22 protein-coding genes and 3 tRNA genes are annotated in these 21,889 nt (G+C 72.8%); 5 read left to right on the top strand and 20 right to left on the bottom strand.

What is annotated here, in order from left to right; all coding sequences use genetic code 11:
* Positions 1–662: 662 nt before the first annotated feature.
* The 5 genes from ACFWP3_RS22550 to ACFWP3_RS22530 all read right to left on the bottom strand — a co-directional run bounded on the left by ACFWP3_RS22550 (position 663) and on the right by ACFWP3_RS22530 (position 2,145).
* On the bottom strand, positions 663–1,091 hold the full coding sequence (locus tag ACFWP3_RS22550; protein WP_384223871.1) for a MaoC family dehydratase: 429 nt from the start codon (positions 1,089–1,091) through the stop codon (positions 663–665).
* Between the two features lies 1 nt (position 1,092).
* A complete protein-coding gene (locus tag ACFWP3_RS22545) occupies positions 1,093–1,545 on the bottom strand; it encodes a MaoC family dehydratase N-terminal domain-containing protein (RefSeq protein ID WP_384223869.1) in 453 nt (150 codons plus the stop codon).
* A gap of 153 nt (positions 1,546–1,698) precedes the next feature.
* A complete protein-coding gene (gene rpmG / locus ACFWP3_RS22540) occupies positions 1,699–1,863 on the bottom strand; it encodes a 50S ribosomal protein L33 (protein WP_007265873.1) in 165 nt (54 codons plus the stop codon).
* 88 nt (positions 1,864–1,951) lie between these two features.
* Positions 1,952–2,024 (bottom strand) — tRNA-Met (locus ACFWP3_RS22535).
* Between the two features lie 48 nt (positions 2,025–2,072).
* Positions 2,073–2,145 (bottom strand) — tRNA-Thr (locus tag ACFWP3_RS22530).
* A gap of 359 nt (positions 2,146–2,504) precedes the next feature.
* Here ACFWP3_RS22530 and ACFWP3_RS22525 point away from each other — a divergent pair.
* On the top strand, positions 2,505–3,977 hold the full coding sequence (locus ACFWP3_RS22525) for an amidohydrolase family protein (protein WP_384223866.1): 1,473 nt from the start codon (positions 2,505–2,507) through the stop codon (positions 3,975–3,977).
* Positions 3,978–4,030: 53 nt separating this feature from the next.
* Positions 4,031–4,687, top strand: coding sequence for an SDR family oxidoreductase (locus tag ACFWP3_RS22520; RefSeq protein ID WP_384223864.1), 657 nt, complete (start codon positions 4,031–4,033; stop codon positions 4,685–4,687).
* Positions 4,688–4,741: 54 nt separating this feature from the next.
* Here the strand turns inward: ACFWP3_RS22520 and ACFWP3_RS22515 are convergent, their stop codons facing one another.
* Complete coding sequence (locus ACFWP3_RS22515; RefSeq protein ID WP_384223861.1) at positions 4,742–5,164, bottom strand: DUF3574 domain-containing protein; 423 nt, start codon at positions 5,162–5,164, stop codon at positions 4,742–4,744.
* 163 nt (positions 5,165–5,327) lie between these two features.
* A tRNA-Tyr gene (locus ACFWP3_RS22510) sits at positions 5,328–5,409 on the bottom strand.
* Positions 5,410–5,607: 198 nt separating this feature from the next.
* Here ACFWP3_RS22510 and ACFWP3_RS22505 point away from each other — a divergent pair.
* From ACFWP3_RS22505 to ACFWP3_RS22495, 3 genes are all read left to right on the top strand, one after another.
* Entirely contained in the window at positions 5,608–6,096 is a 489-nt protein-coding gene (locus tag ACFWP3_RS22505) for a YajQ family cyclic di-GMP-binding protein (protein WP_069924001.1), read from the top strand.
* 202 nt (positions 6,097–6,298) lie between these two features.
* Positions 6,299–7,726, top strand: a complete 1,428-nt coding sequence (locus tag ACFWP3_RS22500) for a SulP family inorganic anion transporter (RefSeq protein WP_384223858.1) — start codon at positions 6,299–6,301, stop codon at positions 7,724–7,726.
* A gap of 18 nt (positions 7,727–7,744) precedes the next feature.
* Positions 7,745–8,980 (top strand): APC family permease, encoded by a 1,236-nt coding sequence (locus ACFWP3_RS22495; protein ID WP_384223856.1) that lies wholly within the window; start codon positions 7,745–7,747, stop codon positions 8,978–8,980.
* On the opposite strand, the gene ACFWP3_RS22490 is transcribed toward ACFWP3_RS22495, so the two are convergent.
* From ACFWP3_RS22490 to ACFWP3_RS22430, 13 genes are all read right to left on the bottom strand, one after another.
* On the bottom strand, positions 8,964–9,491 hold the full coding sequence (locus tag ACFWP3_RS22490) for an SMI1/KNR4 family protein (RefSeq protein ID WP_384223853.1): 528 nt from the start codon (positions 9,489–9,491) through the stop codon (positions 8,964–8,966). The genes ACFWP3_RS22495 and ACFWP3_RS22490 overlap by 17 nt on opposite strands.
* 66 nt (positions 9,492–9,557) lie before the next feature.
* Positions 9,558–9,950: a YccF domain-containing protein gene (locus tag ACFWP3_RS22485; RefSeq protein WP_384223850.1), complete on the bottom strand. Its 393-nt coding sequence runs from the start codon at positions 9,948–9,950 to the stop codon at positions 9,558–9,560.
* The gene (gene htpX, locus ACFWP3_RS22480; RefSeq protein ID WP_384223847.1) at positions 9,947–10,810 is read right to left on the bottom strand and encodes a zinc metalloprotease HtpX; all 864 of its coding nucleotides are present in this window, start codon (positions 10,808–10,810) and stop codon (positions 9,947–9,949) included. Before htpX ends, ACFWP3_RS22485 begins: the two co-directional genes overlap by 4 nt.
* A gap of 245 nt (positions 10,811–11,055) precedes the next feature.
* On the bottom strand, positions 11,056–12,612 hold the full coding sequence (locus ACFWP3_RS22475; protein ID WP_384223845.1) for an NADH-quinone oxidoreductase subunit N: 1,557 nt from the start codon (positions 12,610–12,612) through the stop codon (positions 11,056–11,058).
* Positions 12,609–14,162, bottom strand: a complete 1,554-nt coding sequence (locus ACFWP3_RS22470; protein ID WP_384223885.1) for a NuoM family protein — start codon at positions 14,160–14,162, stop codon at positions 12,609–12,611. Before ACFWP3_RS22470 ends, ACFWP3_RS22475 begins: the two co-directional genes overlap by 4 nt.
* Before the next feature lie 38 nt (positions 14,163–14,200).
* Positions 14,201–16,201, bottom strand: a complete 2,001-nt coding sequence (locus tag ACFWP3_RS22465) for an NADH-quinone oxidoreductase subunit L (protein WP_384223842.1) — start codon at positions 16,199–16,201, stop codon at positions 14,201–14,203.
* A complete protein-coding gene (gene nuoK, locus ACFWP3_RS22460; RefSeq protein WP_384223839.1) occupies positions 16,198–16,554 on the bottom strand; it encodes an NADH-quinone oxidoreductase subunit NuoK in 357 nt (118 codons plus the stop codon). Before nuoK ends, ACFWP3_RS22465 begins: the two co-directional genes overlap by 4 nt.
* On the bottom strand, positions 16,554–17,144 hold the full coding sequence (locus tag ACFWP3_RS22455) for an NADH-quinone oxidoreductase subunit J (RefSeq protein ID WP_384223837.1): 591 nt from the start codon (positions 17,142–17,144) through the stop codon (positions 16,554–16,556). Before ACFWP3_RS22455 ends, nuoK begins: the two co-directional genes overlap by 1 nt.
* Positions 17,141–17,743: a NuoI/complex I 23 kDa subunit family protein gene (locus tag ACFWP3_RS22450; protein WP_384223882.1), complete on the bottom strand. Its 603-nt coding sequence runs from the start codon at positions 17,741–17,743 to the stop codon at positions 17,141–17,143. Before ACFWP3_RS22450 ends, ACFWP3_RS22455 begins: the two co-directional genes overlap by 4 nt.
* On the bottom strand, positions 17,740–18,708 hold the full coding sequence (locus ACFWP3_RS22445; RefSeq protein ID WP_069921482.1) for a complex I subunit 1 family protein: 969 nt from the start codon (positions 18,706–18,708) through the stop codon (positions 17,740–17,742). Before ACFWP3_RS22445 ends, ACFWP3_RS22450 begins: the two co-directional genes overlap by 4 nt.
* Entirely contained in the window at positions 18,705–20,810 is a 2,106-nt protein-coding gene (locus ACFWP3_RS22440; protein ID WP_384223833.1) for an NADH-quinone oxidoreductase subunit C, read from the bottom strand. Before ACFWP3_RS22440 ends, ACFWP3_RS22445 begins: the two co-directional genes overlap by 4 nt.
* Positions 20,807–21,433 carry an NADH-quinone oxidoreductase subunit B gene (locus ACFWP3_RS22435; protein WP_384223830.1) on the bottom strand — a complete coding sequence of 209 codons (627 nt, stop codon included), beginning with the start codon at positions 21,431–21,433 and terminating at the stop codon, positions 20,807–20,809. The genes ACFWP3_RS22440 and ACFWP3_RS22435 overlap by 4 nt, the downstream gene beginning before the upstream one ends.
* Positions 21,424–21,831, bottom strand: coding sequence for an NADH-quinone oxidoreductase subunit A (locus ACFWP3_RS22430; RefSeq protein ID WP_384223828.1), 408 nt, complete (start codon positions 21,829–21,831; stop codon positions 21,424–21,426). Before ACFWP3_RS22430 ends, ACFWP3_RS22435 begins: the two co-directional genes overlap by 10 nt.
* Between the last annotated feature and the right edge of the window lie 58 nt (positions 21,832–21,889).

Raw genomic sequence — 21,889 nt, 5'->3', positions numbered from 1 at the left:
GTGTGGAAGATCTCGGTCGACTCGGCGGTGGCCTCGGCGGCCGTCTCGCTCCTCGCCGTCGTCCACTCGCCCTGGTGGACCGCCGCGTACGCGGTGACGGCGGCGGTCTGCTGGTCCCGGGTGGCCCTCGGCTATCACACCGTCGCCCAGACGGTGGCGGGACGCGGGGCGCGGCCTGGGCCGGACGCGCGGGGCGGGCGCGGACGCACAGGGCGGGGGCGGGCGCGCCGCGGGGCCGGGCGGCAGCGCGCGAGGCGCGGGCGGGGCCGGACGCGCGGGGCGGGGCGGGGGCCGATGCCCGGGAGCTCGCGGGGGCGGGGCCGGGCGCGCGGGCCGATGCCCCGAGCTCGCGGGGGCGGCGTACGCGCAGGGCAGGGGCGGGTACGCAGCTCGCGCGAGGCGGGCGCGAACGCGGCGGGCCGATGCGCGGGAGCTCACGGGGGGCGGCGTACACGCAGGGCGGGCGCGCGGCGGGGGCGGGCGTGCGAAGCGCGGGCGCGCGGGGCGGGGCCGGACGCGCGGGGCGGGGCCGGGCGGGCACGCGGGGCGGGGGCGGGCGGGCACGCGGGGCGGGGGCGGGCGCGCGGGGCGGGGGCTCCGTTGGTTCCGGAGGTCCCGCCGCCGCGTTTGTTGCCGTAGTGCGTAGCCGTGCCGTGTCGCCGTCAGGCGAGTTCGACCACCGCGCGGGACATGCCCAGCACCTTCTGGCCTGCGCTCATCGCCGTCAGGTCGACGCGGACGCGGTTGTCCTCCAGCTTGGCCGCGACCTTGGCCGTGACCTCGATCAGGCCGCCCTGGTCGTCGTTCGGCACCACGACCGGCTTGGTGAAGCGCACGCCGTACTCGACCACCGCGCCCGGGTCGCCGGCCCAGTCGGTGACCACGCGGATCGCCTCGGCCATGGTGAACATGCCGTGCGCGATCACGTCCGGCAGCCCGACCTCCTTGGCGAACTTCTCGTTCCAGTGGATCGGGTTGAAGTCGCCCGAGGCGCCGGCGTACCGGACCAGCGTGGCGCGCGTCACGGGGAAGGACGCCGCGGGCAGCTCGGTGCCGACCTCGACGTCCGCGTACTGGATCTGCGCTGCCATGTCAGGCCTCCTCGGGGGCGCGGGAGACGAGCTTCGTCCACGCCGTCACCACGTGCTCGCCGGTCTCGTCGTGGACCTCGCCGCGGATGTCGATGATGTCGTTGCCCGCGAGGGACTTCACGGCCTCGATGGTCGAGGTGACGGTCAGCCGGTCACCGGCCCGCACGGGGCGCGAGTACGCGAACTTCTGGTCGCCGTGCACGACGCGGCTGTAGTCCAGCCCGAGCTGCGGGTCCTGGACGACCTGGCCGGCCGCCGCGAAAGTGATCGCGAACACAAAAGTCGGCGGTGCGATCACATCGGGGTAGCCGTACGCCTTGGCGGCTTCGGGGTCGGTGTACACGGGATTGGCGTCACCCACGGCGACCGCGAATTCGCGGATCTTCTCCCGGCCGACCTCGTACGGATCGGTGGGGGGGTAACTCCGCCCCACGAAGGACTGGTCGAGAGCCATGACTCACTACCTCCTGATGAAGGGACACGAAAGACACAAAGACGGTGCGGCTACAAGCACCCGGCCGCAGATACGTGCGGAAACGACACGAGGCCGCCCCCCAAAGAAGGGGACGACCTCATGACGGTGCCTGTTATTGAGACTTCGCCAGGATCAGCGGGTCTCGCGGTGCGCGGTGTGCGAGTTGCAGCGCGGGCAGTGCTTCTTCATCTCCATGCGGTCCGGGTTGTTACGCCGGTTCTTCTTGGTGATGTAGTTCCGCTCCTTGCACTCCACGCAGGCCAGCGTGATCTTCGGGCGGACGTCGGTGGCAGCCACGTGAGTGCTCCTTGACGGACTATGGGACGGATGAACGCATAAAAGAGTAGCCGATCGGGAGACCGACCCCGCAATCGGCTACTGTGTGTAGCGGCGACCGGACTTGAACCGGTGACACAGCGATTATGAGCCGCTTGCTCTACCGACTGAGCTACGCCGCTTTGATGTGATCGGAACCCCACCCGAGGGTGGGGAACCTCTCTCACCAGAGCCCCAATGCGGAATCGAACCGCAGACCTTCTCCTTACCATGGAGACGCTCTACCGACTGAGCTATTGGGGCGAGCGATGAAGACATTACACGGTTGCCTGCCGATCGCCCAAATCCTTTGCGGGGACCGGGCTCCGAGGGGGTCCCGACGCCTTTCTTGATCAGCCCGCAGAGGGCTCACACGTCACTTCGGGCACGGATTGTGTGCGGGCTCACACGCCGTCACACGCGTACGGGGGCCGCGCGAGCCCGGCCGGCCCCGCTGGAGCGCACACCGGTGCGCTGCGGCGCACGGGCACCACACCGGTACGACTATTGCGCTCTTCCCTGAAGCGGGGTGCGCCGCGCCCTAGGCTCTGAGCACGCTGCGTGATCTTGGGCCGCGGGCCGCGGCCACGGCCCAGGACCGCCCGAGCCACCGCAGGAGCGCGATGTCCGACAGCCAGCCGCAGCAGCCGTTCCAGTCCCCGCGCAGCGGCCGCGGCGAGGGCGGCGGACACGGACCCGCGCACGGCCCCTCCCAGAACCCCTCGCGGGGCCCTTCGCCGAGCCCCTCCCGCAGCCGGAGCCACCTCCCCGATCACGACCACGGCCGCGGCCACTCCCTGGGCCCCTCCTCGGACCACGCCCATGCCCACGGCACTGGCACCGGCACCGGCACCGGCACCGGCCACTCCCCCGGCCCCGGTCACGCTGCCGCCGCCGAAGCGACCACCCTGCTGCTCGCCGGGGCGCGCCTCACCGACGGCCGGACCGTCGACGTCCGCCTCAGCGGCGGCCGGATCCAGGCCGTCGGCACCGCCGGCAGCCTGCCCGCCCCCGCCCTGTCCCGGGTGGACCTCGGCGGGTACCTGCTGCTGCCCGCCCCCGCCGAGCCCCACGCCCACGGGGACACCGCCCTGACCGCCGACGGCGAGGGGCCGGTCTCGTACACGCCCGACGAGGTCCAGCGCCGGGCCACCGAAGCCGCCCTGCTCCAGCTCGGCCACGGTGCCACCGCCGTGCGCTCCCACGTCCGGATCGGCGACGTGCACGGCCTCGGCCCCATGGAGGCCGTGCTCCAGGCCCGCCGCTCGCTGCGCGGGCTCACCGACCTGACCACCGTGGCCGTGCCCCGGCTGCTGACCGGGGTGGCCGGCGCCGACGGTCTGGCCATGCTGCGGGACGCGGTCAAGATGGGCGCGTCCGTGATCGGCGGCTGCCCGGACCTGGACCCGGACCCGACCGGCTTCCTCGAAGCCGTCCTGGGACTCGCCGACGAGCACGGCTGCCCGGTGGACCTGCACACGGACGGTGACGACCCCGGCCGTCTGGCACGGCTCGCGGCGATGGCCGGCGGGCTGCGCCCCGGCGTGAGCATCGGCCCCTGCGGCGGCCTGTCCCGGCTCCCGCTGGACGTGGCGGCCCGGGCCGCCGACCAGCTGGCCGCGGCCGGGGTACGGGTGACCTGCCTGCCCCAGGGCGACTGCGCGGCCCTGGAACGCCGCGGCCTGCGCACCGCCCCCGTACGCCTGCTGCGGGCCGCCGGGGTGCGCGTCACGGCCGGCAGCGGGGCGCTGCGGGACGCCGGGAACCCGGTCGGCCGCGGCGACCCCCTGGAGGCCGCGTACCTGCTGGCCTCCCAGGGCGGGCTGCGGCCGGGCGAGGCCTACGAGTCGGTCAGCACCGCCGCCCGGGAGGCCATGGGGCTTCCGGAGGTCCGGGTGGAAGCCGGCTTCCCGGCGGAGCTGCTCGCCGTACGCGGCGACCGGATCGCGGGCGTGTTGTCCCTCGCCTACAGCCGGATCGTGATCCACCGGGGGCGGGTGGTAGCCCGTACGAGTGCCGTGCGGGAGTACTGCGACTCGGCCGTCGCCGTGGCCCTGGACCTGCCCCGGCAGGGCCGTACGGAGCCCGGTCCCTGAACTTCGCCGGGCGTTCGCGGGCGCGGTGGCCCGGCTCGTCGTACGGTCGGGACATGCGCATCGTCATCGCGGGTGGACACGGTCAGATCGCGCTGCGGCTGGAGCGACTGCTCGCCGCGCGCGGGTACGAGGTCGCGGGGATCATCCGCGACCCGGCCCAGGGCGACGACCTCCGGGAGGCGGGCGCCGAACCCGTGCTGTGCGATCTGGAGTCGGCCTCGGTGGAGCACGTGGCGGGCATCCTGCACGGCGCGGAGGTCGCGGTGTTCGCGGCCGGCGCGGGTCCGGGCAGCGGCATCGGGCGCAAGGACACCGTGGACCGGGGTGCGGCGGTGCTGTTCGCGGACGCGGCCGAACGGGCCGGTGTGCGGCGCTTCCTGATGGTCTCTTCGATGGGCGCGGACTCACGGCACGAGGGCGACGAGGTCTTCGACGCCTACCTCCGGGCGAAGGGCGAGGCCGACGAGCACGTCCGCACCCGGCTGGGCCTCGAGTGGACGGTCCTGCGTCCCGGCTCGCTGCTCGACGACGCGGGGACGGGCACGGTCCGCCTGGAGGTGCGGACGGGCCGCGGGTCCGTCCCGCGCGACGACGTGGCGGCGGTGCTCGCCGAACTGGTCGAGACCCCGGCGACGGCCGGCCTGACCCTGGAGCTGGTCTCCGGTTCGACGCCGGTCGCGGTGGCGGTCAAGGACGTTGCGGGCAACTGACGCTGATGCGCGGTCGGCCCGCCCGCGCGCCCTCCCGCGCGCCCTCCCGCACGCTCAGAATTCGGCGGTCAGCCTGTCGTCGGACCGTCCGACCGAGTCCTGCTGGTACTGGTCCTCGTACGCCTGACGGATCCGCTCGATGCGCCCGCTGCGCTCGCCGGCCTCCTTCTCGGGGTACAGCAGCACCACCTCGTACGAGCTCTCGCGGACGACCTTGCCGTCCTGCCCGCGCCATTGCCCGTACCCGTCCTGGACGGTCATCCCCTCGGGGAAGGCAGGGGTGATCTCGCGGTCCAGGAACCGCATGAATTCCTTCTCGTCGACCGGCCCGCGGCCGTCGGGCCGCTCGGTGCCGAAGTACAGCCGGGTCTCCTGGTAGGGCTCCCCCACGTCCGTGTGGAGCGCCGCCCCGACCAGGGCCGGAATCCCGGCGCCGAGCAGGGCGATCAGCACCCCGCCGCCCACTTTCCCCCGCATGTCAGATGTCCATTTCACTCAAGGTGAACGAACAGGAGACCCCGACGATGCGGTCGGAACGGCAACAGCCCGCGCCTACACAGCCCGCCCGGCGAACCGCGAGAGCCGTACGAGAAGACCCCCGCCCACTGCTCTTCGCAGTAGACGGGGGTCTCACATCGCGTGGCGGCGCCAGGGTTCGAACCTGGGTAGGCTGAGCCGGCAGATTTACAGTCTGCTCCCTTTGGCCACTCGGGCACACCGCCATGATCGCTGCCATTTTTCCGCCTCTCGGCGGCGCTCCCTGGCAACGACGTAAACGATACCTGATGACCGGGGGTGCTTCGCCACCGGATTGATCAGCACCGCGGGTGGGTGCGGTGGCTAGGCTTTGCCGCGCGGGCCGGGGATGTACGGCCGTGCCCTCCGGGGCGATCACCACCGACTTCAAGGAGCCACTGCACATGGCCGACTCCAGTTTCGACATCGTCTCGAAGGTCGAGCGGCAGGAGGTCGACAACGCCCTCAACCAGGCCGCCAAGGAACTGTCGCAGCGCTACGACTTCAAGGGCACCGGCGCCACGATCGCCTGGTCCGGCGACAAGATCCTGATGGAGGCGAACTCCGAGGAGCGCGTCAAGGCCGTCCTCGATGTGTTCGAGACCAAGCTGGTGAAGCGTGGAATCTCGCTCAAGGCGCTGGACGCCGGCGAGCCGCAGCTGTCCGGCAAGGAGTACAAGATCTTCGCCACGATCGAGGAGGGCATCTCCCAGGAGAACGCCAAGAAGGTCGCGAAGATCATCCGGGACGAGGGTCCCAAGGGCGTCAAGGCCCAGGTCCAGGGCGAGGAGCTGCGCGTCAGCTCCAAGAGCCGTGACGACCTCCAGGAGGTCCAGGCGCTGCTCAAGGGCAAGGACCTGGACTTCGCGATCCAGTTCGTGAACTACCGCTGATCCAGGTCACCGACCTGCCCGCACGCCGGCCCGGCGGTCCTCACGGACCGCCGGGCCGCGGTGGTTCCACGGCGGTTGTGCGGAGTGTGTGCGGGGCGTGAGCGGCGCGTGCGCCACCGCGGGCTTCTGTGGGCACTTGGGCGCGATGGGTGCGCCCTCCAGGCTGGTGGCAATCCATCACCGCTTGCAGGGGGGTTCTCGCATGCCTGGGGCCGGCACGTTTCGCGCAGACTTCGGGGCGTCCGTGGTCGTCGCGCTGGTCGCGCTGCCGCTGTGCGTGGGGGTGGCCGTCGCCTCGGGCGCGCCGGCCGAGCTGGGGATCGTCACCGGGGTGGTCGGCGGACTGGTCACCGGCTGGTTCAGGGGCAGCTCGCTCCAGGTGAGCGGGCCCGCGGCCGGGCTCACCGTGCTCGTCTACGAGGCGGTGCAGGCGTACGGTCTGCCCGCGCTCGGCGTACTGGTGCTGGCGGCCGGGGTGCTGCAGCTGGGCATGGGGGCGCTGCGGCTCGGGCGGTGGTTCCGGGCGATCTCCGTCGCCGTCGTGCACGGGATGCTGGCCGGGATCGGGCTGGTCCTGATCGCAGGGCAGCTCTATGCCCTGGGCGGGGTGGAGGCTCCGGGGCAGACCCTGGCCAAGCTGGGCGGGGTGCACGGACTCGCGGCGCAGGCCGACTGGGCCGCCGTGGCGCTCGGCGCCGGGACCATCGCCGTCATATCGCTCTGGCGCCGCATGCCGGCGCGGCTGCGCCTGGTGCCCGGAGCGCTGGTGGGAGTGGCGGCCGCCACCGCCGCGGCCGCCCTGCTGCGGCTGCCCGTGGACAAGGTGCGGGTGACGGGGGTGCTGGACGCCGTGTCCCCGCCCGGCTGGGGAGACTTCGGCGTGCTGGCGTCCTTCGGGGCGGCCGGGACGGTGATCGCGCTGGCGCTGATCGCCTCCGCCGAGACCCTCTTCAGCGCCGCCGCCGTGGACCGGATGCACGACGGCCCCCGGACCGACTACGACCGCGAACTCGTCGCCCAGGGCATGGGCAACACGGTCTGCGGGCTGCTCGGGGCACTGCCGATGACCGCCGTCATCGTCCGCAGCTCCGCCAATGTGGAGGCCGGGGCCCGCACCCGTGCCTCCCGGATCATGCACGGCGGCTGGCTGCTGCTCTTCGCCGTGGCCTTCCCCCAGGTGCTGGAGGCTGTGCCGCTCGCCGCGCTCGCCGGGGTGCTCCTGCACGCCGGATGGAAGCTCCTGCCGGCCCGGGCCGTGGCCGCGCTGTGGCGGACGCACCGGGGCGAGGCGGTGGTCCTGCTGGTCACGGCCACCGCGATCGTGGCCACCAATCTTTTCGAGGGCGTGCTGATCGGGCTGGGGCTCGCCATCGCCAAGGCGGCCTGGGAGACCTCCCACGTGCACATCGAGGAGGTCTGGGAGGACGGCGAGCTGTCCGTCCGGGTCGTGGGCAACGCCAGCTTCCTGCGGCTGCCCAAACTGCTCGACGCCCTGGACGCGCTGCCGCACGGGAAGCCCGTACGGCTCGACCTGAGCGGACTGCGCCATCTCGACCACGCCTGCCTGACCGCACTGGAGGGCTGGGAGCGCCAGCGGGTGCCGGCGCCCGGCCGGGAAGGCGTCATCTAGCGCCGGTACCCTCCGCGCGTGGACAACGAGTTGAGACGCACGCTCGGGCTGTCCGACGCCGTCGTCGTCGGGCTCGGTGCGATGGTCGGTGCCGGGATCTTCGCCGCCCTCGCCCCGGCGGCCCGCGCGGCGGGAGGGGCGCTCCTCGGCGCTCTCGCACTGGCGGCCCTGGTGGCCTACTGCAACGCGCACTCCTCGGCGCGGCTCGCCGCCCGGTATCCGGCCTCCGGCGGCACGTACGTCTACGGGCGCGAGCGGCTCGGGCCCTTCTGGGGGTATTTGGCCGGGTGGGGGTTCGTCGTCGGCAAGACGGCCTCCTGCGCGGCGATGGCCCTGACGGTGGGCGCGTACGTCTGGCCTGGGCAGCAGCACGCCGTGGCGGTCGCGGCGGTGGTGGCGCTGACCGCCGCGAACTACGGGGGTGTGCAGAAGTCCGCCCGGATCGCCCGGCTGATCGTGGCGGCGGTACTGGCGGTCTTGGCCGGGGTGGTCGTGGTGTGCCTTTCTTCGGGTGCCGCCGACGCCGGGCGGCTCGGCAGCGCGGACTGGGGTGCCTTCGGGCTGTTGCAGGGGGCGGGCCTGCTGTTCTTCGCGTTCGCGGGCTACGCCCGCATCACCACCCTGGGCGAGGAGGTGCGCGACCCGGAGCGGACGATCCCGCGGGCGGTGCCGCTGGCGCTCGGGATCGCGCTGCTGGTGTACGCCCTGGTGGCGGTGGCGGCGCTGTCGGTGCTGGGCGCCGGCGGGCTGGCGGGGGCCGCGGCCCCACTCGCCGACGCGGTCCGGGCGGCCGGCCGGCCCGAACTGGCCCCGGTGGTCCGGGTGGGTGCGGCCCTGGCCGCGCTGGGCTCGCTGCTCGCCCTCGTCCTCGGGGTCTCGCGGACCACGCTGGCGATGGCCCGGGACGGCCATCTCCCCCGCACGCTGGCCGCGGTACATCCCCGGCGCCGTGTTCCGCACCATGCGGAGCTCGCCGTGGGCGCGGTGGTGGCGGTGCTGGCGGCCACCGCCGACCTGCGGGGCGCGATCGGCTTCTCCTCCTTCGGAGTGCTGGCCTACTACGCGATCGCGAACGCCTCCGCGTGGACTCTCGGTTCAGGTGTCAAGGGGCGGGCCGTGGCAGCGGTCGGGCTGTCCGGCTGTGTGGTGCTGGCCTGCTCACTGCCCCTCGCGTCGGCGGTCGCGGGGGCAGGGGTGCTGGCGCTCGGGGCACTGGCCTACGGGGTGCGCGGGCGGATCAGATCCGGGATCTGAACGCCGTCCAGGGAACCAGCTCCAGGTCGGTCTCCTCGCCCAGCCCGGACTCCTCGCAGAACCAGGCGGTGCCGTCCAGCCAGCCGCGGAGCCAGCCGGCCAGGCTGGGGGTGTCGATGGACCAGGCGAGGTCCGGCTCCCCGGGATTCGGGTCGAACAGCAGGACCTGGGCGGTGTCGGAGCGGCAGTCCACGCAGACGTACGTGCCGCAGCCGAAGTCGGCTATCGGCAGCACGCCCTCCGGCCAGCGCCATCCGGACGACTCGCGCTGCGCCCCGTACGTCCGGACGGCCTGACGCAGCGGCAGCAGTCCCTGCTCGGGGCCGAATCCGCCGTCGCCGACGCGGGTGTGCAGACCGGCGAGCAGCGGCGGCAGGGCGAAGCCGAGTATGCCCTCGGCCCGGGCGATCTCCTCGCTGCCCAGCGGCGCGGGCAGGGCCCTTCCGTGCCCGCGCACGGAGGTGCGTACGCGGTCTGCGACTTGCTCCAGCAACTGCTCGGTCTCGTTCATGCGTTCATGGTGACGCACCCCACCGACAGCCCGCTCAGCCTGTGGAAAACTCTGCGGGGGACGCGGTCACCGGGAGGCGAACGGGGCGTCCGACGGGACGATTTCGCGGCCCAGCGGGAGCAGCGAGAGCGGGACCATCTTGAAGTTGGCGATGCCGAACGGGATGCCGATGATCGTGATGCACAGCGCGATGCCGGTGAAGATGTGGCCGAGGGCCAGCCACCAGCCCGCAAGGACCAGCCACAGGACGTTGCCGATGGCGGATCCCGCCCCCGAGTCACGGCGCTCGACCGTGGTGTAGCCGAACGGCCAGAGGGCATACACCGCGATGCGGAAGGCGGCGATGCCGAAGGGGATGCCGATGATGGTGATGCAGAGCAGCACGCCCGCGAGGCAGTAGCCGAGGAACAGCCAGATGCCGCTGAGGATGAGCCATATGACGTTCAGGATTGTCTTCACTGCCTACGGCCTGCCATCTGTTCGAGCCGGGCGATGCGCTCGGCCATCGGAGGGTGTGTGGAGAACATCTTAGAAAGCCCCTGGCCCGGACGGAACGGGTTCGCGATCATCATGTGGCTGGCGGTCTCCAGCCGGGGCTCGGGGGGCAGCGGGAGCTGTTTGGTGCCCGCGTCCAGCTTGCGCAGGGCGCTGGCCAGGGCGAGCGGGTCACCGGTGAGCTGGGCGCCGGAGGCGTCGGCCTCATACTCGCGCGAGCGGCTGATGGCCAGCTGGATCACGGAGGCGGCCAGCGGGCCCAGGATCATGATGAGCAGCATCCCGAAGAGGCCGGGGCCCTCGTCGTCGCTGGATCGACCGACCGGTATCAGCCAGGCGAAGTTCACGAGGAACATGATCACCGAGGCGAGGGCGCCGGCGACCGACGAGATCAGGATGTCGCGGTTGTAGACGTGGCTGAGCTCGTGGCCGATGACCCCGCGCAATTCGCGCTCGTCGAGGATGCGCAGGATGCCCTCGGTGCAGCAGACCGCGGCGTTGCGCGGGTTGCGGCCGGTGGCGAAGGCGTTCGGGGCCTCGGTGGGCGAGATGTAGAGGCGGGGCATGGGCTGGCGCGCGGACGTGGAGAGCTCGCGCACCATGCGGTAGAGCTCGGGGGCCTCGAACTCGCTGACGGGGCGGGCGCGCATCGCGCGTAGAGCCAGCTTGTCGCTGTTCCAGTACGCGTACGCGTTCGTCCCGAGGGCGATGACGACGGCGACGATCAGGCCGCCCCGGCCGAAGAAGCTCCCGATGACGATGATGAGTGCCGACAGACCGCCGAGGAGTACGGCGGTCTTCAGCCCGTTGTGCCGGCGGTGCACGGTACGCCCTCCTAGTGGTGCGGCAGGGGGACCCGATGCGAGGGTCTACGGTCCAGTGGACCCTCCCTTCCTGGTCAACGCGAGGTGGGCGCGTCTGGTTCCCAGGGCGCACGGGGGCCGCCGCCCCGGAGGCGGGGGCGGCGGGGCGGCGGCGGGCGTTGCTCCGTACGGGTTACGGGTGCGGGCGGGGGCGGTGCGTACCAGCAGAGCGCCTCGCTGAGCCCGCGGCCGTCGCGCGTTTCGGCCTACTGCGGGAAGAGGCTGCCCGACGCGAAGCGCAGGACCAGCTGCGGGGCGCCCGAGAGGACGACCGCCGTGACGGCGGTGAGGGCGATGGCCGCCGTGACCGGCCAGGGGGCCTTCGTACGGGCCTGCGCGGACTCGGCGGCGTCGGCGCCCTCGCCGGCCTCCGGGGCGCGGAAGAGGAGCGCGGTCCACCGCAGGTAGTAGTAGAGGGCGATGACGACGTTGACGGCCATGACCACGGCCAGCCAGCCCAGGCCCGCATCGACCGCCGACCGGAAGACGGTGACCTTGGCGAAGAGGCCGATGATGCCCGGCGGCAGTCCGGCCAGGCAAAGCAGGAAGAAGGCCAGCGAGAGCGCGGCCGCCGGGCGCTCCGCGTACAGGCCCCGGTAGTCGCTGATCCGGTGCAGCGGCTTCGTACGGGCGACCAGGGCGGCCACGGCGAAGGCGCCCAGGTTCACCGCGGCGTACATGAGGGCGTAGGCGACCGTGGAGCCGATCTGGTCGCGCTGGGAGTACGCGGCGGCGGCGATCGGGACCAGCAGGTAGCCGGCCTGGCCGACCGAGGACCAGGCGAGCAGCCGTACGGCGCTGTTCGGGCGGTCGGCGGACTGGCGCAGGGCGGCGGCGTTGCCGAAGGTCATGGTGAGCGCGGCCAGTACGGCCAGCGCCGGGCCCCAGATGTCGGAGTACGCCGGGAAGGCGATCACCGTGACGAGGATGAGGCCGGTGAATCCGACGGCCTTGCCGATCACCGAGAGGTAGCCGGCGATGGGCAGGGGGGCGCCGACGTAGGTGTCGGGGACCCAGAAGTGGAAGGGGACGGCCGCGGTCTTGAAGGCGAAGCCGACGAGGGTGAGGGCGACGCCGGCCATGGCGAGGGTGTCGAGCTGACCCGGTACCTCTTCGAGGCGGTCGGCCACCTGGGCCAGGTGCAGGGAGCCGGTGGTGGCGTAGACGAAGCTGACGCCCAGCAGCGACACGGCGGTGGCGGTGACGGAGGAGAGGAAGAACTTGAGCGCGGCCTCGGAGGAGAGCCGGTCGCCGCGGCGCATGCCGACGAGTGCGAAGGCGGGCAGCGAGGCCACCTCGAGGGCGACGATCAGGGTGGCGAGGTCGCGGGAGGCGGGCAGCAGGGCCGCGCCGGCGGCGGAGGAGAGCAGCAGGAACCAGTACTCGCCCGCGGGCATGCGCGTGTCGCGGACGGCGGTGACCGACAGCAGGGCGGTGACCAGCGCGCCGGCCAGCACCAGGAACTGCACGACGAGCGTGAAGTGGTCGGCGGTGTAGCTGCAGGCGGCCGGGTCCTGGTCGCCGACGAGGCAGAAGGTGCTCCGGTCGCCGGCGCGCAGCGGCAGCAGGGTGGCGGTCGCGGCGGCGAGGCCGGCGACGGAGATCCAGCCGAGGGCGGGCTTCGCGCGTTCGGGTACGAAGAGGTCGGCGACCAGGACCGCCAGGGCGACGGCGGCGGTGATCACGACGGGCGCGATGGCGAGCCAGTCGACGGACTGGACCAGGCTGGGGGTGTCGGCGGCCAGGACCGCGAGGGCCGTCATGCGTTGCCTCCTGCGAGGAGCTTCTGGACGGCCGGGTCGGTGAGGCCGAGGAGGACCGCGGGCCACAGGCCGGCGAGGACGGTGAGGGCGACGAGCGGGGTCCAGGCGGCGAACTCGTAGCGCTGGATGTCCGCGACGGCGTGCTCCGGGCCGGCTTTCGGGTCGCCCATGCAGACGCGCCGTACGACGATCAGCAGGTAGGCGGCGGTGAGCAGGGTGCCGAACGCGCCGATGGCCGTGTAGGTGAGGAACGCGGGGCGGGACAGGCCCTCGGCGGGGTCGAACGCGCCGAACAGGGCCAGCATCTCGCCCCAGAAGCCGGCCAGGCCCGGGAGGCCGAGCGAGGCGACGGCGGCGAAGGCGAGGAACGCCCCGAAGCGGGGGGCGCGGCCGTAGAGGGCGGCGCCGGTGGCCCCGGCGAGGGTGTCGAGGTCGGCGGTGCCGTAGCGGTCCTTGAGGGCGCCGACCAGGAAGAAGAGGAGGCCGGTGATCAGGCCGTGGGCGATGTTGGCGAAGAGCGCGCCGTTGACGCCGGTGGGGGTCATGGACGCGATACCGAGGAGCACGAAGCCCATGTGGCCGACGGAGGAGTACGCAATGAGGCGCTTGAGGTCGCCCTTGTTCCCCTTGCGGGCCAGTGCGAGGCAGGCGAGGGATCCGTAGACGATGCCGATGGCGGCGAGCGCGCCCAGGTACGGGGCGAAGGTGGCCATGCCGTCGGGGGTGACGGGGAGCAGGATGCGGACGAACCCGTACGTGCCCATCTTGAGCAGGACGCCGGCCAGCAGGACGGATCCGACGGTGGGGGCGGCGGTGTGGGCGTCGGGCAGCCAGCTGTGCAGCGGCCACATCGGGGTCTTCACGGCGAGGCCGATGCCGATGGCGAGGACGGCCAGGAGCTGGGTGGTGTGGGTCAGTTCGCGGCCGTTGTCAGAGGCGAGTGCCACCATGTCGAATGTGCCGCTCTTCAGTCCGATGAGCAGCAGACCGAGCAGCATGACGACGGAGCCGAGGAGCGTGTAGAGGATGAACCTCCAGGCGGCGGCCTGCCGCTGAGCACCGCCCCAGCGGGCGATGAGGAAGTACATCGGGATGAGGACCATCTCGAAGGCGAGGAAGAAGAGCATCAGGTCGAGGACGGCGAAGGTCGCGAGGGTGCCGGACTCGAGGACGAGGAGCAGGGCGACGAAGGCCTTCGGGGAGGGGCCTTCGGGGAGCTTGAAGTAGCTGTAGAGCGCGCACAGGAAGAACAGCAGCGCGGTCATCAGGAGGAGGGGGAGCGAGATGCCGTCGATGCCGAGGTGGATCCGGATGTTCAGCGCCTGGATCCAGCTGATGTCCGTCGTCGCCTGGAAGCGGGACGGGGCGTCGTGGTCGAAGCCCAGGGTGAGGGCGATCGCCGCGGCGAGGATCACGCCGGTCACGGTCACGCCGTGGCGGAGCACGGCCTGTTCGGGGCTGCGGCCCTTGAGCCCGGGCGGGGGCGGCAGGAGCGCCGCGGCCGCGCCGAGGAGCGGTGCGGCCACGATGAACGCCAGAAGGAACTGCATCACGGACGGGCTGATATCAATCACGGCTGACTCACGGCTCACGATCCGGCGTTGACGTTGGCGAGGACGGCGGTGGCGATCGCCAGGACCACGGCGCCGGCGAGCAGGGCGCTCAGGTAGCTCTGCACGTTGCCGGTCTGGGCGCGGCGTACGAGGCTGCCGAGCAGCCTGGTGCTGCCGCCCGCGCCGCGCACGTACGTCTCCACGACCTCGCGGTCGAGGAAGCGGACCAGGCCGGCGGCCGCGCGGACGGGTCGGACGAAGAGCCGGTCGTAGACGGCGTCGAGGTGGAAGCCGTCCGCCGCGTGGCGGTGCAGCGGGCCGAGGAAGGCCTTGCCGGGGTCGGGGGCGGAGCCGGCCGGGACGGCGGGGTGGTCGTGGGTGACCTCGGCGACCTCGGGGGTCTCGGCGGCTGACTCCGCGGCGGCGGTGGAGGCGGACAGGCCGGTTCCGTAGCCGGCTGCGGCGGCCTTGGCGGTGGCGCGCTGCCACAGGGCGTAGGTGAGCAGCGCTCCGATGACGGCGGCGCCGGTGCCGAGGATCGAGGTGGTCAGCGTCGGGGTGAGTTCCTTGCCGTCGAACCAGTCGGCGAGGGGGCCCGCCGCGAGGCCGAAGGCGGTGGACGGGATCGCCAGCAGCCACAGCACGCCGGTCATGGCGACGGGCTCCTTGCCGTGGTCGGGGGCGGCGGCGCCCCGGCCGCGGAAGGCCATCAGCCACAGCCGGGTGGCGTAGGCGGCGGTGAGCAGGGCGGTCAGCAGGCCGGCGGTGAGGACCAGCCAGCCGGCGGCGCCGGGGGCGAGCTCCGAGTGGCCGGTGGCGGTGTGCTCGGCGGCCACGAGGACGGCTTCCTTGGAGAAGAAGCCGGCGAACGGCGGGATCGCGGCGAGCGCGAGGAGCGCGATCGTCATCGTCCAGAAGGCGTCGGGAACGCGCTTGGCCAGGCCGTCCATACGGGACATGGCGGCCAGGGAGTTCGTACCGGCGGCGTGGATGATCACGCCCGCGCCGAGGAACAGGAGCGCCTTGAAGGCGCCGTGGGACAGGAGGTGGAAGACGGCGGCGCCCCGGTCGCCGACGGCCAGGGCCCCGGTCATGTAGCCGAGCTGGCCGACCGTGGAGTAGGCGAGCACCCGCTTGATGTCGTCCTGGGCCAGGGCGGCGAGGGCGGAGCCGACCATCGTGACGGCCGCAATGACGGCCATGACCACCAGCGCGGCGCGGGAGGCCGCGAAGACGGGGAGGAGGCGGGCGATGAAGTAGACACCGGCGGCGACCATCGTCGCGGCGTGGATCAGCGCGGAGACCGGGGTGGGGCCCGCCATGGCGTCCGGAAGCCAGGTGTGCAGCGGGAACTGCGCGGACTTGCCCGCGACTCCGGCGAGGAGAAGCAGCGCGATCAGTGTCGGGTGGTCGAGCCCGCCCGCGGCGACGGTGCCCAGGATCTTGGTGATCCGGAAGGAGCCGGCGTCGGTGGCGAGCGCGAACAGGCCGATCAGGAAGGGGACGTCGCCGAGCTTGGTGACGAGGAAGGCCTTCAGGGAGGCGGAGCGGGCCGCCTCGGTCTCCCAGTAGTGGCCGACGAGGAAGTACGAGCAGATGCCCATGACCTCCCAGCCGACCAGCAGCACCATCAGGTCGCCGGAGTAGACGACGAGCAGCATCGCGGAGGTGAACAGTGAGACCAGAGCGGCATACGACGGGTAGCGCGGGTCGTCGCGGAGGTACGCCGTCGAGTAGAGCTGTACGCAGGTGGCGACGACCCCGACCAGGACGGCGACCAGCACGGCGAAGCCGTCCAGGTGGAGCGAGAGCTCGATCGGGACCGAGCCGGTCGGGGTCAGTTCGGTCGCGGTGTCGATCGCCTTGCCGCCGCCTTGGCGGACGGCGACGAGCACGGCCAGTACGGCGGCGCCGAGCGTCGGCAGGATCGCGAGCGGCCGGACGAAGCCGGGGGCGGTGCGGCCGAAGAGCAGTCCCGCGACCGCGCCCAGGAAGGGCAGGAGGGGGACCAGGACGGCGAGGGTCGTGGTGCTCACGCGGTGACCTCGCTCGGGTTGTTCGCGGTGTTCGGGGCGGGCTCGTGGCCTTCGGCGGTGTCGCGCAGCCGGTCGACGTCCGAGGTGCCGCGGTTGCGGTAGACCATCAGCACGATCGCGAGGCCGATGCCGATCTCGGCGGCGGCGATGGCGATCGTGAAGAGGGTGAGGGCCTGGCCGGCGTGCAGGGTGTCGCGCAGCCAGACGTCGAAGGCCACCAGGTTGAGGTTGACGGCGTTGAGCATCAGCTCGACGGACATCAGGACCAGGATGGCGTTGCGGCGGGCGAGCACTCCGTACAGGCCCGTGCAGAAGAGCAGCGCCGCGAGCACGGCGGGGTAGGCGAGGTGCATCAGTGCTGCCCCTTGTCACTGGCGGCGCCGTCTTCGGCGGGGGTGTTCCTGCGTGACAGCACGATGGCGCCGATCAGGGCGGCGAGGAGGAGGACGGAGAGCGCCTCGAAGGGCAGCACCCAGTGCTGGAAGAGGATCTCGCCGGAGACCTTCGTGGAGCCCTGGACCGGGCCGTCGAGGTCGATCCAGGTCGTGCGGAAGGCGTCGACGACGACCCAGACGAGGGAGACGGCGGCGACGATGGCGACGGCGAGCGCGATCCAGCGGTTGCCCGAGTCGGCGTCCGGGGAGCGGCCGATGGGGGCCTTGGTGAGCATCAGCCCGAAGAGGAGGAGGACGACCACGGAACCGAGGTAGATCAGGACCTGGACCCAGGCGATGAACTCGGCGGTCAGCAGCAGGTACTCGACGGCGATGCCGCCGAGCGCGACGACCAGCCAGAGGGCGGCGTGCACGAGCTGCTTGGTGGTGACCGTGACGAGGGCCGCGCCGAGGGTGGCGAGGCCGACGAGGACGAAGGCGATCTCGACGCCGGTCGGGGAGAGGAATCCCTGGCCTGCGGCTGCGGCGAGAGTGACGGCGGGGGTCACGCGTCTCCCTCCGGGGTGGTCGGCGGCTGGGTGGCGGCGGCTTCGGCGGCTGCGGCTGCCGCTGCTGCCGCGGCGGCGGCGGTCTCGGCCTTCTCCACGGCCTTGCGGGCGGCGGCGATTTCCTTGGGCTCCTCGGCGGCCGGGTCCAAGGCGGGCGGGGCCGGGACGGTCCACATCCACTCGCGGAGCTTGTCGCGCTCGTGGGTCAGTTCGTGGATGTCGGTCTCCGCGTACTCGAACTCCGGCGACCAGAAGAGGGCGTCGAAGGGGCACACCTCGATGCAGATGCCGCAGTACATACAGAGGGAGAAGTCGATGGCGAAGCGGTCGAGGACGTTGCGGCTGCGCTCGCGGCCGCCGGGGGTGGAGGCCGGGACCGTCTCCTTGTGGGAGTCGATGTAGATGCACCAGTCGGGGCACTCGCGGGCGCACAGCATGCAGACCGTGCAGTTCTCCTCGAACAGTCCGATGACCCCGCGGCTGCGCGGCGGGAGCTGGGGCTGGACCTCGGGGTACTGGGCGGTGTGCGAGCGCTTCGTCATGGTCCGCAGCGTGACCGCGAGGCCCTTGGCGAGGCCGGATCCGGGGATGGGCATTATTGGATCGCCACCTTCACGATGCCGGTGAGCGCGATCTGGGCGAGCGCGAGCGGGATGAGCGTGGTCCAGGCGAGCTTCTGGAGCTGGTCCTCGCGCAGTCGGGGGTAGGTCACGCGGAGCCAGATCACGACGAAGGCGAGGATCGCGGTCTTGAGCAGGGTCCAGACCCAGCCGAGGCCGTCGGCTCCGAAGGGGCCCTGCCAGCCGCCGAGGAAGAGGACGGTGGTGAGGGCGCAGAGGACGACGATGCCGGCGTACTCGGCGAGGAGGAACAGTGCGAAGCGCAGGCCGGTGTACTCGGTGTACGCGCCGAAGATGATCTCGGAGTCGGCGACGGGCATGTCGAAGGGGGGCCGCTGGAGTTCGGCGAGGCCGGCGGTGAAGAAGACGAGCGCGCCGACGATCTGCCAGGGCAGCCACCACCACTCGAAGCTCTCGACGATGCCGGGGAGGGAGACGGTCCCGGCGGCCATGGCCACGGACGCGGCGGCCAGCAGCATCGGGAGCTCGTAGGCGAGCAGCTGGGCGGCCGTGCGGAGGCCGCCGAGGAGGGAGAACTTGTTCGCGGAGGCCCAGCCGGCCATGAGGGAGCCGAGGACTCCGACGCCCATGACGGCGAGCACGAAGAACACGCCGGCGTCGATGACCTGGCCGACGGCGCCTTCGCCCGGGCCGATCGGGATCGCGAGGAGGACGAGGAGGTACGGGAGCAGGGCGACGGCGGGGGCGAGCTGGAAGATCCGGCGGTCGGCGTTGGCCGGGACGATGTCTTCCTTCTGCGCGAACTTCACGCCGTCGGCGACGAGCTGGGCCCAGCCGTGGAAGCCGCCGGCGTACATCGGGCCGAGGCGGCCCTGCATGTGCGCCATCACCTTGTGCTCGGTCTGGCCGACGACGAGCGGGAGCACGAGGAAGACGGCGAAGACGATGATCAGCCGCAGGGCGACGTCGAGGACCTCGTTCACGAGTCTCCCTCCGGGGTGGTCGGCCGGGGCGCCTGCGGCGCGGGCTCGGCGTCGGGCTCGGGCTGCGGGGCGGGCTTGGGTGCTGGGTCGGGCTTGGGCTGGGGGGCGGGTGCGTGCGGCTCGGGCTCGGCGTCGGGCTTGGGCTTCGCCTCGGGCGCGGGGGCTGCGTCGGGCTCGGCCTGCGGGGCGGGCTCGGGCGCTGCTTCAGCCTTCGGCTCCGGCTTCGCCTGGGAGGCTGCCTGGGGCTCGGCCTGCTGCGTCGGCGCGGCCGCGGGCTCAGGCGCCGCCTGGGAGGCGGGCTGGGCGTCGGCCTGGGGCTGCGCCGGGGGTGCCGGCTCGGGCTTCGCCTCAGGTGCGGCATCGGCATCCGGCTTCGGCTGCGGGGCGGGCTCGGGCGCTGCTTCAGCCTTCGGCTCCGGCTTTGCCTGGGAGGCTGCCTGGGGCTCGGCCTGCTGCGTCGGCGCGGCCGCGGGCTCAGGCGCCGCCTGGGAGACGGGCTGGGCGTCGGCCTGGGGCTGCGCCGGGGGTGCCGGCTCGGGCTTCGCCTCGGGTGCGGCGTCGGCATCCGGCTTTGCCTCGGGCGTGGCGGCAGGCTTGGGCTGCGGGGCCGGGGGCTCCGGGGGTGCGAAGGCCGGCTTGGGGTCGTGCCAGGGGGCGTCGGGGCTGCTGGGGGTGGGGCGGGTGCGGGCCTGGGGCTCCCGTGCCGGGGTGGTCTGGCTGGCCGAGCCTTCCGACGCCGAGCGGGTGCGGCGCGGGGGGCGGGGCGGGGTTCCGGTGTTCGGGGTCGCCTGGCCCGCCTGCGCTCCCTGGGCAGCAGAAGTCGCCGGGGCCGCCGGGGCGTCCGGGGTCGCTGGGGTCGCTGGGGCCTCCGGGGTCGCTGGGGCCTCCGGGGTCGCCTGGTCCGTCTGCGCCGCCCGGGCAGCAGAAGCCGCCGGGGTCACCGGGGCGGCCGGGGCCGCCGTGGCGTCCGAGGTTGCCGGGGCGTCCGGGGTTGCCGGGGCGTCCGAGGTTGCCGGGGCGTCCGAGGTTGCCGTGGCGTCCGGGGTTGCCGGGGCAGCGGAGGTCGCCGACGCGTCCGGGGCCGCAGACGACTTCGTGGCGTCCGGGGCTGTCGGGGCAGCGGGGGTGTCCGGGGTTGCCGGGGCCGCCGGGACAGCAGGAGTCGCCGGGGCGTCCGGGGTCGCCGGGGTCGCCTGGACAGCAGACGACTCCGGGGTTGCCGGGGCCGCCGGGACAGCAGGAGTCGCCGAGGCGTCCGGGGTCGCCGGGGCGGCAGCTGTGTCCGGGGTCGCCGGGGCGGCAGAGGACTCCGGGGTTGCCGGGGTGGGCTGGCTGGCTGAGCCTTCTGTGGTTGTGCGGGTTCGGCGCGGGGGGCGGGGTGGGGTGTCCGGGGGCTGGGTGGCCGAGCCTTCCGTGACCGAGCGGGTGCGGCGCGGCGGGGCGCCCTCGCGCGGGGTGCGGGCGGCGGCGCCTGCCGCGCCCGCGGCGCGCGGGGTGCGGGCCGGGCGGGTGGGGGCCGGCGGGAGCTGGCCCTTCATCGGGCCCCAGTCGTTGGGGTCCGGGACGCCCGGCGGGAGCATCTGGCGGCGCTTGGGCGCGTCCGGGTCGTGCGCCTCGCCCGGCTCCTTGGCGCCGGGCCAGGCCTTGGCGACGCGCGCGGCCAGGACGAAGTCCTTGCGCAGCGGGTGGCCTTCGAAGTTCTCCGGGAGGAGGAGGGGGACGAGGTGCGGGTGGTCGGTGAAGGTCACCCCGAACATCTCGAACGTCTCGCGCTCGTGCCATTCCGCACCCGCGTAGACGGCTACCGCCGAGGGGAGGGAGGGTGCGGAGTGCGGGACCGTCGTGCGCAGCAGGAGGCGGCGTACGCGGTGGTTCTCCAGCGAGACCACGTGCGCGCAGATCCGGAAGCCGGTGCCCGGCTCGTCGACCGCGCTCAGCCAGTCGAAGTACGTGCAGCCCAGCTTGTCCCGGGCGATCTCCAGGGCGGAGACCCAGGAGCCGACCGGCACGTCGACGGTCAGGACGTCGTACGCGTACGAGCCCACGGCCTCCTCGCCGAAGACCGTCGCAGCCGCGTCGGGAAGGGAGTCGTAGAGGTTCACGCGCCGCTCCCGGGGGCCGGCGGGGGCGTGACCAGGCCGCTGGTGAGCTGCCCGACGGAGGGGCTGGACGCATAGCGGTCCGCGAGCGACTCCCGAGCGATCTTCTCCTGGAGCTTGAGGATTCCCTGGAGCAGCGCCTCCGGGCGAGGCGGGCAGCCGGGTACGTAGACGTCGACCGGGATGATCTGGTCGACGCCCTTGGTCACCGAGTACGAGTCCCAGTACGGGCCGCCGCAGTTGGAGCAGGCGCCGAAGGAGATGACGTACTTCGGCTCCGGCATCTGCTCGTAGAGCCGCTTCACGGCGGGCGCCATCTTGTCCGTGACCGTGCCCGAGACGATCATCAGGTCGGCCTGCCGGGGCCCCGGCGCGAACGGGATCACGCCGAGCCGGATGAAGTCGTGACGGGCCATCGACGCGGCGATGAACTCGATCGCGCAGCAGGCCAGGCCGAAGTTGAAGACCCACAGGCTGTACCGGCGGCCCCAGTTCAGGACCACCTTCATCGGTTCCGGGGCGAGCCGGGAGAGCACTCCCAGGCGCTTTGGTTCCGGGAGCACGACGCCCTCGGTCGGCGTCGCGGTCGGGGTAACGGCCGAGGTGGCGGCCGGTGTCACGTCCATTCGAGGACGCCCTTCTTGTACGCATAGAGCAGGCCGACGGCCAGGAAGCCCAGGAAGATGAACATCTCGACCAGGGTCGTGGCGCCGTAGCCGGCGGCGGCGAAGACCGTCGCCCACGGGAACAGGAAGATCGAGTCGACGGCGAAGATGACGTAGAGGAACGCGTAGACGTAGTAGCGGACCTGGGTGTGCGCCCAGCCCTCGCCGACCGGGTCGACACCGCATTCGTACGTCAGCAGCTTCTCGGGGGTCGGGACCACGGGCCGCAGCAGGCGGCCGGCGGTGAAGGCCACGGCCACGAAGAGCACACCGAGGAGGGCGAGCAGACCGACGACCGAATAACTCCGGAAGTAGTCCGCCGCGAGCACGGTTACGGTCGATACCGTCGGTTCGGGCACGTCCGTTCCTCGCTCCTCGGTCACTGTCGTCGATCTGGTACAGGCGGGAGTCTAGGGC

This window comes from Streptomyces sp. NPDC058525 (assembly GCF_042719495.1).
Taxonomy (GTDB): Bacteria; Actinomycetota; Actinomycetes; order Streptomycetales; family Streptomycetaceae; genus Streptomyces.
The sequence above is the reverse complement of the archived record's forward strand: the minus strand, read 5'-3'. Positions and strand labels throughout refer to the sequence as shown.

Bases quoted from the DNA above. Each gene is read 5' to 3' on its own strand.
- ACFWP3_RS22550 (WP_384223871.1), bottom strand. From the start codon at position 1,091: ATGGCAGCGCAGATCCAGTACGCGGACGTCGAGGTCGGCACCGAGCTG.
- ACFWP3_RS22545 (WP_384223869.1), bottom strand. From the start codon at position 1,545: ATGGCTCTCGACCAGTCCTTCGTGGGGCGGAGTTACCCCCCCACCGAT.
- ACFWP3_RS22525 (WP_384223866.1), top strand. From the start codon at position 2,505: ATGTCCGACAGCCAGCCGCAGCAGCCGTTCCAGTCCCCGCGCAGCGGC.
- ACFWP3_RS22520 (WP_384223864.1), top strand. From the start codon at position 4,031: ATGCGCATCGTCATCGCGGGTGGACACGGTCAGATCGCGCTGCGGCTG.
- ACFWP3_RS22515 (WP_384223861.1), bottom strand. From the start codon at position 5,164: ATGCGGGGGAAAGTGGGCGGCGGGGTGCTGATCGCCCTGCTCGGCGCC.
- ACFWP3_RS22505 (WP_069924001.1), top strand. From the start codon at position 5,608: ATGGCCGACTCCAGTTTCGACATCGTCTCGAAGGTCGAGCGGCAGGAG.
- ACFWP3_RS22500 (WP_384223858.1), top strand. From the start codon at position 6,299: ATGCCTGGGGCCGGCACGTTTCGCGCAGACTTCGGGGCGTCCGTGGTC.
- ACFWP3_RS22490 (WP_384223853.1), bottom strand. From the start codon at position 9,491: ATGAACGAGACCGAGCAGTTGCTGGAGCAAGTCGCAGACCGCGTACGC.
- ACFWP3_RS22475 (WP_384223845.1), bottom strand. From the start codon at position 12,612: ATGACGGCCCTCGCGGTCCTGGCCGCCGACACCCCCAGCCTGGTCCAG.
- ACFWP3_RS22470 (WP_384223885.1), bottom strand. From the start codon at position 14,162: ATGCAGTTCCTTCTGGCGTTCATCGTGGCCGCACCGCTCCTCGGCGCG.
- nuoK (WP_384223839.1), bottom strand. From the start codon at position 16,554: ATGCACCTCGCCTACCCCGCCGTGCTCGCGGCGCTGCTCTTCTGCACG.
- ACFWP3_RS22435 (WP_384223830.1), bottom strand. From the start codon at position 21,433: ATGGACGTGACACCGGCCGCCACCTCGGCCGTTACCCCGACCGCGACG.